We start from the raw sequence: 10405 nt of genomic DNA on the forward strand, positions 1-10405 counted from the left end.
ATACCCCCCATCATACCCAAGCCTCATCAATGGTGATTTTGGGTTGATAGTCCTTGAGGTTCAGTTCCGCCCCCTCAAGTGCTATGGGGTCATGGGTTGCGGCGATAATCAAACCACCTGCCGCCAGATGCCGGGCCATCAAACCCTCCAGCGCCTGCCGGTTTGCGCTATCAAGCCCCACGGTTGGTTCATCCATCAGCCAAAGCGGCCGCCGCACCAGCGCAAACCGCATCAGGCTGGCGCGGTGCTTTTGCCCGCTTGAGAAAAACCGCGCGGGCTGGTCCAGAAGCCGGGTGAGGTCAAACACTGCCGCCGCGTCTTCCAAGGCATCATCACTCAGGCTCGCACCCGTCATCAGCTTCACGTAATTTTCGGCGTGTTCCTTCAGCGTCAGCACGGGCTTGAGCGCATTCTCGTGGCCCGCATAGATCACCGCCTCGGCCTCCGCCGCGCGGCTGCCGCGCCAGATGTCCCCCCCATAACGTAGCGTGCCTTCCCGCGCGGGCGTGAGCCCGGCGATCAGCCGCAACAGGGTGGATTTGCCCATGCCGTTAGGCCCACGCAAATACAGAAGCCCGCCATTTTCAAGGCTGAAAGAAAGGCCAGCGAACACACGCCTGCCGCCCCGCGTGCATGCAAGGTTTTCGGCGCTCAGCGTTACCGCATCAAATTTCTGCTGTCCAGCATCTGTCATGGCCGCAACGCTAGCCAATCGCCTGAGATAGCTCAAGAAAAACCGGCGTGCGCGCAGCATGTGCGACACTGTGCGTCACCTCTCCCGAGGTGCCTTTCAAACACACCACTGCTTCTCATCCCCCCTTTCATGACCTATATAGAATAAGACTAGGATAAGACACGGGCGCCCACATGGGCCCTTGGGGGTTTATGGACCTGAACGCCACCATATGGCCTGACGGCCTTTTTGTTGCGGGCTTTGTATTTCTGGCACAAATGTACGCGAGCGTGCATGTGCTCAGGAACCGGGATGACGTACGCGCCGCCGTGGCCTGGATCGGGCTTTTGTGGCTGGCCCCCCTGTTCGGCCTTATCTTTTACATGCTATTTGGTATCAACCGCATTGAGCGGCAGGCGAAACGCGCCCGGGTTCGTCGCGGCCTGCCCGCCCGGCGGGACCTGATCGCCGACCCGGACGGCCCCAGCCTTCTGGACGCAAACCCGGGTACCCCGAACCGCTGGCAGGCGCACGCACGCCTCGCGGGCCGGGTTACGGGCCTGCCCATCACCCTTGGCAACCGCATCACCCCGCTTGAGGGTGGCCGTAAGGCCTATGACGCCATGGTGGATGCCATCGACAAGGCCGAGCATACGGTGGCGCTCACCACCTATATTTTTCAGGCGGACCAGGCCGGGCGGCGGTTTATCACCGCCCTTGTGCGCGCGCATGAACGCGGGGTGAAAGTGCGGGTGCTGGTGGATGCGGTTGGCAACCTTTATGGGCTCAAGCCTGTCTCAAACCTTCTCCGGCGCAAGGGTATCAAGGTGGCCACCTTCAACCCGGCGCGGCTTTCGTGGCGGCTCGCATTTTTTAACCTGCGCACCCACCGCAAGCTTCTGATTGTGGACGGTTTCAAGGGGTTTGCGGGCGGCATGAACATCCGCAAACACCATCTGGAGCGCGAGGACGGCACCCCACGCGTGCGCGACACCCATTTCTGCCTTGAAGGCCCTATTGTCACCCAGATGATGGACGCGTTCGCGGATGACTGGGCCTTCTCAGCCAAAGAAGAGCTGGATGAAGACACTTGGCTGCCCACCGTGGGTGCCACCGGCCCCGGCGTGGTGGCCCGCGCGGTGCCTGACGGGCCGGATGAACCACGCCAGCGGTCTGCCATGATCATGGAATCCGCCCTTTCAAGCGCGCGAGCGCGCGTTCGCATCATCACCCCCTATTTTTTGCCGGAGCAAGCGCTGGTGGTGGCCCTCAAACAGGCGGCGCTGAGGGGCGTGCAGGTGGATATTATCGTGCCCGCAAAAAACAACCTGCCGCTTTTCATGCTCACCGCGCTTTCAGGCGCCCGGCAACTGGTGGAAGCAGGCTGCCACCTTTATCTTTCACCGCCCCCGTTTGACCACACCAAATTGATGATCGTGGATGAAGACTGGGTTTTCTTCGGCTCTTCCAACTGGGACGCACGCTCCCTGAAGCTGAACTTTGAATTTAACCTTGAGTGTTATGACGCTGGTTTCGCCCGCACCATGAGCGACTGGGTGAAAGACCGCACGGACACGGCATTAGAGATGACGCGCGAAGACTTCCGCACCCGTCCGCGCCTGCACCGCGCCATGGGCCGCCTGCTCTGGCTCGCCAGCCCATATTTGTAAGAACTGACCAAGCCAATTGGTGTCAATATCTGGACTCCCGCCTGCGCGGGAGTGACGGCAAAATGTGTATTGCCGATTGCACCCTTCACGTTTGTCATTCCCGCGAAAGCGGGAATCCAGAATTTTGTTGATATGAGGCCGCAATTTACTCACGCTAACCCTATGCAGAAATCAGGTTTTGTTTACATCTTGGCGTCGGCTAAGAACGGCACATTATACATCGGTGTAACCTCCGACCTTGTCCGGCGCATCTATGAGCACAAAACAGACGCCGCGTCTGGTTTCACCAAACGATATAGTGTGAAACAGTTAGTTCATTTTGAACGGTTTGAAGACATGCAGAGCGCGATAACACGCGAAAAACAGCTAAAGAAATGGAACAGGGCCTGGAAGCTACAGCTTATTGAAGAAGAAAACCCCGACTGGCTCGACCTCTTTGATGAAATCGTTTCATAACTAGTCCCATTGCAACCACTGATCTGGACTCCCGCCTGCGCGGGAGTGACGGTCGCGGGGAACAACCTCACCCCTCTTTGGGCAGGTATTTGGGCATGCGGTCCTTGATCTCGGCCTTCAGCCCTTCCTCAAGCCCCAGCATGAACAACACCTCCGCGATGAGGAAGGAGGGGGCCATGAAAATCTGCAACAGGTTATCAAACAGTGCGGGTTTGCGGCCTTCATATTTATGGCCCCAGAACTGGATGATCCACCCGATGATGAAAAGCGCGAGGAAAGCCTTGAGCGGCACGCCCTCACCCATCGCTGCCACCATGGCGGCGGCATACATCAGCGCGCCATAGATCAGCACCGCGATGGTGCCCACAAGAGGGGCGGCCATGATGTAGAACAGCAGCAGCGCACCCATGAGGATGTTAGCCAGCGTGAAGGTGCCAGCCGATAGCGTGATCACCGGCACGGTGGACGTGATGATCAGCACGGAAAAGACGATCATTGGCACCCCCACATGGTGGGTTGCCTGGTTGCGGCTATCCCTGTGGTAGGCCGAATACATGGCCATCTGTTCATAGAACCAGTTTTTCATGGGTCTTCCCTCCCGCGTGCGTGCCCTTGACCCATAAAGTGGACTGCCGAGTCTTTAAAATCAAGCAGGGAAAAGCGGGTGGCAGTGCTTTCCCCCACGTGCTTTAAGCCTATGTAACGCGGGAAGGCATCAAGGGAGACCACCATGGCAGTTTATGAGACCATCACACTCACACGCGAGGGAAGCGCGGCGATCCTGACGCTGAACCGGCCGGATAATATGAATGCTTTCACCCCCACCATGGCGCGGGAGCTGGAGGCCGTGTGCGATGTGGTGGACGCGGATGATAGCATCCGTGCGCTTGTGGTCACCGGTGCAGGGCGAGCGTTCTGCGCGGGCATGGACCTGTCCGCAAGCGGCAATGTGTTTGGCCTTGATGAAAGCATCGACCCCATGAGCCCGGAGATGGAACGCAACCGCGACACGGGCGGGCGGGTTGTGCTGAGGCTCTTCCGGCTCAAAAAACCGGTGATTGGCGCCATCAATGGGGCGAGTGTGGGCGTGGGCACCACCATGCAACTGCCGATGGACGTGCGCATTGCCTCCCCTTACGCCAAATTTGGTTTTGTGTTCGCTGAGCGTGGTATCACGCTTGAAAGCTGTGCAAGCTGGTTTCTACCCCGCCTTGTGGGGGTCGCGCAGGCGCTTGATTGGTCCCTCTCCGGCCGGGTGTTTAAGGCAGAAGAAGCGCTGAAGGGCGGGCTGATCAGTGAGATAGTTGAGCCAGACAACTTGATGGCCCGCGCGCTTGAACTGGCGGAAAGCTATACGGCACGCACCAGTGCCATGTCTGTTGCCATCAACCGGCAGCTTATCTGGCGCATGATGGGAGCGAGCCACCCGATGGAAGCGCACCAGATTGAAAGCCGCACCATGCTGCATACCTCCATGCATGATGGGCGGGAAGGGGTGCAAAGCTTCCTTGAGAAACGCGCACCTGAGTTTAGCGACAAGGTTTCAAACGGCCCGGTGCCGGGTTTTGACTGGGACGCAGAACCTCCGTTTGAGTAGGCGATGAGATAAGCGGCCCATACTGGCCTGCCTTTTCTGTTGCAGCGCGGTAAGACGCAGCGGTATGAAAGGGCATGCTTTTTCTCATTCATAAAGGCTGGGTGCCATGACCGAGCTTTGCTTTCGCCCCATCAAAGCGGCGACCGCGCAGGAGTTTGACCTGCTGTGCACCGGTGTGGGCGCGCACTTCAGGCCGCTTGAACGCGGGTTTGAAGCCCCCGTGAGCGCCCTTCAGCGTGTGAATGACCGCCTCCCGCTTTTCCAGAATGCGGTGACAAAGGAATGGCTGGACCGCTATTTCCGTTTCCAGTCGTCTGGCACGACTAGACTTGGTGTGCTTGAAGCGCGCGGTGCTCTTGTGCATGACGATTGGGGTCTCACGCTTTCAAAAAAAGCACAGGTAGCGGGCGAGCATATCGCCCTTTCCAGCCTGCACGGCTTCGGCTGGGAAGAGAACCACTTGGGCTATATGGCCAGAAACGGCTTTCTGGCCATGCAGGAGAGTGGTTCTTACCGCCTGGACGACAGTCGGCTTGAACGGCGCAGGCTTGAAGGCCGGGTGGCGCTCCTGTCCTTCCCCGGTGTGCATACCTATGGCCACTGGATTGTGGATGTGGCCGCGCGGCTGGAATTACTGAATGCGACGGAAGATCTGCACGCCATCGACGCGTTTCTGATGCCCACCCCTGCGCCGTGGATGCTGCCGTTTCTCGCGGCCTATGGTGTGCCAAGCGAGAAGATCGTGCCCCTTGATAAAACCACCGTGTTTGAGATGGACCGGCTTCTTATGCCCACCACGCTTTCCCAGCATGAAGGCGGGGTTGTGCCCATAGGGTTCGCGGGCCAGATTTTCAGGCGGCTCGGTGATATCAGTAGCACATGGGGCCGCACACCACCCCGCGGCAAACCCGTGCCCAGTGTGCCGATCATGCTGATCGAGCACACCGCCATGACATCCAAGACGGGACGGGAACTTGAAAATGCCGATGCGCTGAAGTCCCTCATCCTTGAGATGGGGGGTGAAGTGGCAAACCCGCTCAAGATCACGCTGTCAGCGCTTTTGATGCGGCTTCGGCACACGAAGCTGGCGCTTGGGCTCGATTCGTCCGCCCTTCATAATCTGGCCATGGCGCCCTGTGACCTGATCGCTATCCAGACGGCGCCCCGCTTTAATATGCTGCACCCCTCCATTCAGGAGGCCACCGGCAAGCGGGTTGGGTTTATCCAGGCCGACGAGACCCCCAGCGGCTGGCAAGTTGACCTGCAGGCCATGAAGGCCATGATCAGGGAAGCGCACGGCTAGCCACGGCTCAGTAAATAAGCGCCGCACCCACCAGAAGGACCGGGATCACGATGATGGTGCGCAGGATGAAAACCTGCGCCAGTTGCAGCACTGTGACCGGCAGGCCGGAGCGCAGGATCACAAGGCCCGTTTCTGTCATGAACACAAGCTGGCACAGCGAAAGCCCGGCGAGCAGGAACTTGACAGGCTGGCTCATGATATCACCCGCGATGATCGCCGGGATAAACTGATCCAGATAACCGAAGATCATGCCCGCAGCCACACGGGCGGGCTGCTCAATATCCAGCATTTCAAGCACAAAGGCGATGGGCATGCTGATCCAGTCTGCCATGGGGGAATGGAAAGCAATGATGGCCGTGAGGGTTGCAAGCCCCATAACCGGGCCAAGCACGCCAAAAAGCTGTTCCACCACCATGCGGGTGGCCGTGGCGGCCTGCTCGCGCGCGGGCGGCACGTTTGACGATGCTTCAAGCGCGTTATCAAGGCTTCTGAGCAGGATGGGTGTATCGCTTTTTGGCCGCCTGTAGGGGGCGGTACCATCAAGGTGCACATCCGCAATACGGCTCAGGGGCGGCAGGCGGCTTGTGATAACCGCGCACACAATACAGGCAACGATGGCGGTGAGATACCACGGGAAAAATACGGCGCCGATGCCGCTTACTTCCGCGATCACCAACGCAAATGGCAAGGAGACCACAGAAAAGTTTGTAGCGATCGTGACCGCCTCACGGCCCGTGTATTTGTTGCGGCTGTACTGCTGGGCAGTGACAAGCACCCCCACGTTGTTCGCGGATACGAAAGACGCCATCGCATCCACCGCAGACCGGCCCGGCAGGCGGAAAAACCGGCGAAAGGCTGGTGCCACAAAGGTGCCGAAAAATTCCATCGCGCCAAAGTCCGTGAGGAGCGGCATGACATAACACGCAGGCAGCATCACCACCGCGAACACCACACCCACCTCGTTGAAAAGCGCGATGCCGGTGTCGCTCAGGCGCACGATCTCAGGCCCCACTTCAAAAAGCACCATAACACCGATGGCAGCCCCCACAAGGCGCAGGAAAAGCCAGCCCCAGGTGCAGCTTGCCGCCGCAAAAAGATAGGGGCGTTTTTCTTCCCAATCAGGCTTTGCCAGCATGAAATAGGTGCCCAGAAGCGCGGATATCACAGTGATAGCAACCACCGCAGCCAGAAGCGCTTCCCCAAAGAAGGACTGCATCCAGCTGGTATAAAGCCCAAAGATCACGGTGACATTGCCGTCCACCGTGACGGGCAGAAGAAAGAGCGCCATACCAAAAAGGGAGGGGATCAGAAACTTTAGGATTGCGGGCAGTGATCTGTCTGGCGCCATGCGCGCGCCTTCACTTGCCCCGGTTTCTGCCGATTGCGCCATCTGGATTTCCCCCTACCCCTGACCACACTCGTGTGTGCGGTCTGTCTTTATGATGGCAAAGCTATATCTGCAATTCGCAAGGATGAAAAGCCTTGGCACCAAAACTGGGCAGTCACGGTCGCCCGCAGGTTAGACTGTGCCCTGCATGGCAGGCCGGGGCGCGATATCCTTGAGGCCGTGCATTTCGTCTGCTGTGGGGAACCAGCTCATGCGGGCATATACTTCATCAGACATGCTTTGATCCTCGACAAAACCGTATTTCGTCAGAAACTTCCCCATGGCGAAATCGTCCCGCCGCGACGGCACCAGAAGCGGTTTCCGGGTGGTGGCCGCCGCCTTCATTAGCCACAGGAGAATCGAAGACCCATAGCCCTTGCCCTGCGCCTTCTTGATGAAATCCAGATCGACAAGCCGAAGCTCAACTGGCTGGACATCCAGTGTCAGCCGACCAATGCGCGAACCGTTCTTCTCGAGAATAAGGTAAATCGCGTTCGGGAACTGGGCACCATAGCCGCCCTGCTGGGCGTCGAGCTGCATCTCGATTACGGTTTCGATATAGTCCTTGTCGGCGTCCGCCATACGCAGGTCGTCACGGTTATCCTTATACATCTTGGCGAGGAAATCCTTGTCGCCCCGGCCCGCTGGGCGGGCGCTGATACCGTGCGGTAGATTTACGGTTCCTTCAATCATGCTGTGCCTCCCTTTTCTTTCCCCGCGGATCAGTTAAAGATGACTTGATAGTAGGCGCCTTCGGGCATGTTTGCCGGGCGCATCATTCGGTGAATCAGGAGATTGTCGATCCGCGCGTCCTCAAGGCCGTGGATACAGCCCTTGAACTCAAGCGTCTGTTGCATCAGATGCGCTTCATCCACATCGGCGCGGAACACCAGAAGGAACGGGGTACGCGTGCTGTCGGGGCCCGCGGATTCCGGCTTTTCCTTGCAGTCCATCAACTGGACCGGCATCGCCAGATCACCTGCGACGAATCGGAAGTCCGAGTCGTTTCCCCCATTGAAATGCTGCGACGTTACCTCGCCAAGCGGGATCGGTGTTGCTTCACTGCTGGTCATGCTTGTCTCCCATAAAAATATCACCCCAAATCGCCTTCCCCGGCGGATGGGCGCCGCGCATACGCGGCACCCGATTGTTTTCTGCCTGCTCTAGCTGCGCGAAGGGTAGATACCTTCCATACAGATGCAGTAGTTGAAGGCTTGGCTTGGCTGGAGCACATACACCGCGTTTGAGAGATCCGGTGTCGAGTCGATGGTCAGATTATTATTGTTGAAATCACCACCGCCAGCGACCGTAACGCCGCCAATCTTGGCCTTTGACGTCACATCGGCCGGGTCCAGGAACAGGTTGTCCTGTACAGCACCGAAGGCGTTGCCTGGACCGGCGATATAATCACCATCAGCCGGGACCGATTTCTTCCCGCCGCCGTTGGACGCCACACGAACACTAAGATCGAGGCCACCGCTGGTGCCACCCGTATAGGTATGCGAATGGGTGTGTTCCGGCATATAGCTGTAGCTCAAAATGTGCTGGTGCCAGCCAGGCAATGTGCCAATAACCCTTTGGCTTGTGCCTGGACTTTGTCCCCAGCCCATCGGCACACGGCCACGCAGGTCCGGCAAGCCAAAGCTCTCGCGGCAGTCACCACCATACCGACATCCCAGCAGGGAAAAAAGGGCGGTGAACTGGGCGATGGCGTATATGCCGCCCCAACACCGGCCCCACTCTGCCGGCACGAAATTGAACCCGAGCGCCTTGATGACACCCATATATTGATCATACATGATAAATCTCCTGCCGCCCGTTACCCGAAGTTGATTTCATAGAGCACACTCGGCTCCGGTTCGCTTGGTGGCGCGGCATCGTCATCCGAGTCGGCTTTCTTGCCTGCGGCCGCGGCTTTCTTCGCGGCCTTGATGGCCTCCGCCGCTTCCTTGGCCGCCTTCGTATTGAAGTCTTTGCTTTCCGGATTGTCAGACTTGTTGTCCACATAGACGTGCTCAAGAAGGCCGATCTTCTCAAACGTCACATCATAACTGCCGTCAGGCGCCTGATGCGATTCGGTGCCGCTGAGAACAACACTGAAGGGCTTCTTGCGGCAGCTGTCCGGCCGTTCGTCGTCCTTCGTGAGCTTGATCTCATGTACTGCCTGCACGGTCAGTTCAATGTCGGGTCCATCCATGATGGTAATCGTGGCTTTTGTGCCCACGATATCCTTGAAATTTTTCGATGTTACCTTGTCCAGCATGACTATACCTCCTTCGTATAAGGGCTGGAAAATCTGGTGCCCGTCAAATGGAGGTTAGCTGCGGCTTGGGTAATGACCCTGCATGCAGACAGCAAAATTGATGACCGAGCTTGGCTGAACGATCGGGAACGGATTGTTCTGGCCGCTGCTCAGGATGGAGAAGGCGGTCGAATCGAACCCGCCGCCACCCGTGACGGTAACACCACCAATGAGAGCCGTTGAGGTTACATCGGTTGGGGCAAGAAACAGATTATCCTGTACCGCACCAAAGGCATTTCCTGGGCCCGCGATATAATCACCGTCAGCCGGTGTGGCCTTCTTGCCGCCGCTGTTGGACGCCACTTCAACCACGGCCACCGCCGGTGTACCGCCGCCGCCGCTGGCTGTATAGGTGTGCGCGTGGGTATGCGCTGGCAGGTGGGTGCTGTTGAGCGTGACGGTTTCAGTACCCGTTCTCTGGCCCATGATGAAAGGCGGCAGCCCAGGCCCGGTGCCAAAGCCCATTGGCACGCGGCCCCGAAGCTCCGGGAGGCCGAAGGTGCTGCGACCATCGCCCCCGAATGCGGTGCCCAGCAGTGAAAAGAGCGCACTATTCTGCGAGATTGCAATCAGCGCGCCTGCACAGGCGCCGTAATGGAGCGGTGTGAAGTTGAAACCAAGCGCCTCGATGACTCCAAGATAACCTTCCATGGGTCTCTCCCCCTCAAGATTGAAATAAGATATAGCAACCGATAGTAGCAATATTCAATGTTAAGAGACCACATGAGTCAATTTATATTTATAACTTATTGGTGAATTTAGAACATTATTACAAATATAGATTGTGTTACGAGAGCTATGGTCATCGTCGGATTTTCATTTAAATCAGATAACTCAATATCTTACCGACCTGCTAGGCAATGGCGACATCATAAAATATTAACAAAAAGTTAATATCGTATATTTTTTATTAATTACTTATTAATTATTTAGGAACCTTGTCATTATGTTTCTAGTTTTGATTTTTTTGTTATCCAGTTTTTAAGTTAGATAGAATTACGCTAAAATTCTATCATA

Annotated in this window: 12 protein-coding genes; 4 read left to right on the plus strand and 8 right to left on the minus strand. The window is 57.3% G+C overall.

The window, feature by feature from the left end; genetic code table 11:
- Positions 1-10 precede the first annotated feature (10 nt).
- A complete protein-coding gene (ccmA, locus tag ACN0XZ_RS02985) occupies positions 11-754 on the minus strand; it encodes a heme ABC exporter ATP-binding protein CcmA (RefSeq protein ID WP_417456644.1) in 744 nt (247 codons plus the stop codon).
- A 131-nt stretch (positions 755-885) separates the two neighbouring features.
- Here ccmA and ACN0XZ_RS02990 point away from each other — a divergent pair, with 131 nt between their 5' ends.
- Complete coding sequence (locus ACN0XZ_RS02990) at positions 886-2343, plus strand: phospholipase D-like domain-containing protein (protein WP_417456226.1); 1458 nt, start codon at positions 886-888, stop codon at positions 2341-2343.
- Positions 2344-2505: 162 nt separating this feature from the next.
- A complete protein-coding gene (locus tag ACN0XZ_RS02995; RefSeq protein WP_417456227.1) occupies positions 2506-2799 on the plus strand; it encodes a GIY-YIG nuclease family protein in 294 nt (97 codons plus the stop codon).
- Between the two features lie 67 nt (positions 2800-2866).
- On the opposite strand, the gene ACN0XZ_RS03000 is transcribed toward ACN0XZ_RS02995, so the two are convergent.
- Positions 2867-3385, minus strand: a complete 519-nt coding sequence (locus tag ACN0XZ_RS03000; protein WP_417456228.1) for a DUF962 domain-containing protein — start codon at positions 3383-3385, stop codon at positions 2867-2869.
- Positions 3386-3529: 144 nt separating this feature from the next.
- Here ACN0XZ_RS03000 and ACN0XZ_RS03005 point away from each other — a divergent pair, with 144 nt between their 5' ends.
- Together ACN0XZ_RS03005 and ACN0XZ_RS03010 are read left to right on the plus strand one after the other, a co-directional pair.
- Positions 3530-4396 (plus strand): crotonase/enoyl-CoA hydratase family protein, encoded by an 867-nt coding sequence (locus tag ACN0XZ_RS03005; protein WP_417456229.1) that lies wholly within the window; start codon positions 3530-3532, stop codon positions 4394-4396.
- A gap of 106 nt (positions 4397-4502) precedes the next feature.
- Positions 4503-5699, plus strand: a complete 1197-nt coding sequence (locus ACN0XZ_RS03010) for a hypothetical protein (RefSeq protein ID WP_417456230.1) — start codon at positions 4503-4505, stop codon at positions 5697-5699.
- Between the two features lie 7 nt (positions 5700-5706).
- Here ACN0XZ_RS03010 and ACN0XZ_RS03015 read toward each other — a convergent pair whose 3' ends face one another.
- The 6 genes from ACN0XZ_RS03015 to ACN0XZ_RS03040 all read right to left on the minus strand — a co-directional run bounded on the left by ACN0XZ_RS03015 (position 5707) and on the right by ACN0XZ_RS03040 (position 10039).
- Positions 5707-7089 carry a YjiH family protein gene (locus ACN0XZ_RS03015; protein ID WP_417456231.1) on the minus strand — a complete coding sequence of 461 codons (1383 nt, stop codon included), beginning with the start codon at positions 7087-7089 and terminating at the stop codon, positions 5707-5709.
- Positions 7090-7218: 129 nt separating this feature from the next.
- Positions 7219-7779 (minus strand): GNAT family N-acetyltransferase, encoded by a 561-nt coding sequence (locus ACN0XZ_RS03020; protein ID WP_417456232.1) that lies wholly within the window; start codon positions 7777-7779, stop codon positions 7219-7221.
- A gap of 29 nt (positions 7780-7808) precedes the next feature.
- Positions 7809-8159 carry a DUF6916 family protein gene (locus tag ACN0XZ_RS03025; protein WP_417456233.1) on the minus strand — a complete coding sequence of 117 codons (351 nt, stop codon included), beginning with the start codon at positions 8157-8159 and terminating at the stop codon, positions 7809-7811.
- Positions 8160-8249: 90 nt separating this feature from the next.
- Entirely contained in the window at positions 8250-8885 is a 636-nt protein-coding gene (locus ACN0XZ_RS03030; protein ID WP_417456234.1) for a phage tail protein, read from the minus strand.
- Positions 8886-8905: 20 nt separating this feature from the next.
- Entirely contained in the window at positions 8906-9349 is a 444-nt protein-coding gene (locus ACN0XZ_RS03035; RefSeq protein ID WP_417456235.1) for a DUF6916 family protein, read from the minus strand.
- Positions 9350-9403: 54 nt separating this feature from the next.
- Positions 9404-10039 carry a phage tail protein gene (locus ACN0XZ_RS03040; protein WP_417456236.1) on the minus strand — a complete coding sequence of 212 codons (636 nt, stop codon included), beginning with the start codon at positions 10037-10039 and terminating at the stop codon, positions 9404-9406.
- Positions 10040-10405 lie beyond the last annotated feature (366 nt).

Origin of the sequence: Kordiimonas sp., assembly GCF_048264555.1 — a bacterium.
In the GTDB taxonomy this organism is placed as follows: Bacteria; Pseudomonadota; Alphaproteobacteria; order Sphingomonadales; family Kordiimonadaceae; genus Kordiimonas.

Excerpts from the sequence above, each read along its gene's own strand:
- ccmA (WP_417456644.1), bottom strand. The coding sequence starts at position 754 with ATGCTGCGCGCACGCCGGTTTTTCTTGAGCTATCTCAGGCGATTGGCT.
- ACN0XZ_RS02990 (WP_417456226.1), top strand. The coding sequence starts at position 886 with ATGGACCTGAACGCCACCATATGGCCTGACGGCCTTTTTGTTGCGGGC.
- ACN0XZ_RS02995 (WP_417456227.1), top strand. The coding sequence starts at position 2,506 with ATGCAGAAATCAGGTTTTGTTTACATCTTGGCGTCGGCTAAGAACGGC.
- ACN0XZ_RS03000 (WP_417456228.1), bottom strand. The coding sequence starts at position 3,385 with ATGAAAAACTGGTTCTATGAACAGATGGCCATGTATTCGGCCTACCAC.
- ACN0XZ_RS03005 (WP_417456229.1), top strand. The coding sequence starts at position 3,530 with ATGGCAGTTTATGAGACCATCACACTCACACGCGAGGGAAGCGCGGCG.
- ACN0XZ_RS03010 (WP_417456230.1), top strand. The coding sequence starts at position 4,503 with ATGACCGAGCTTTGCTTTCGCCCCATCAAAGCGGCGACCGCGCAGGAG.
- ACN0XZ_RS03015 (WP_417456231.1), bottom strand. The coding sequence starts at position 7,089 with ATGGCGCAATCGGCAGAAACCGGGGCAAGTGAAGGCGCGCGCATGGCG.
- ACN0XZ_RS03020 (WP_417456232.1), bottom strand. The coding sequence starts at position 7,779 with ATGATTGAAGGAACCGTAAATCTACCGCACGGTATCAGCGCCCGCCCA.
- ACN0XZ_RS03025 (WP_417456233.1), bottom strand. The coding sequence starts at position 8,159 with ATGACCAGCAGTGAAGCAACACCGATCCCGCTTGGCGAGGTAACGTCG.
- ACN0XZ_RS03030 (WP_417456234.1), bottom strand. The coding sequence starts at position 8,885 with ATGTATGATCAATATATGGGTGTCATCAAGGCGCTCGGGTTCAATTTC.
- ACN0XZ_RS03035 (WP_417456235.1), bottom strand. The coding sequence starts at position 9,349 with ATGCTGGACAAGGTAACATCGAAAAATTTCAAGGATATCGTGGGCACA.
- ACN0XZ_RS03040 (WP_417456236.1), bottom strand. The coding sequence starts at position 10,039 with ATGGAAGGTTATCTTGGAGTCATCGAGGCGCTTGGTTTCAACTTCACA.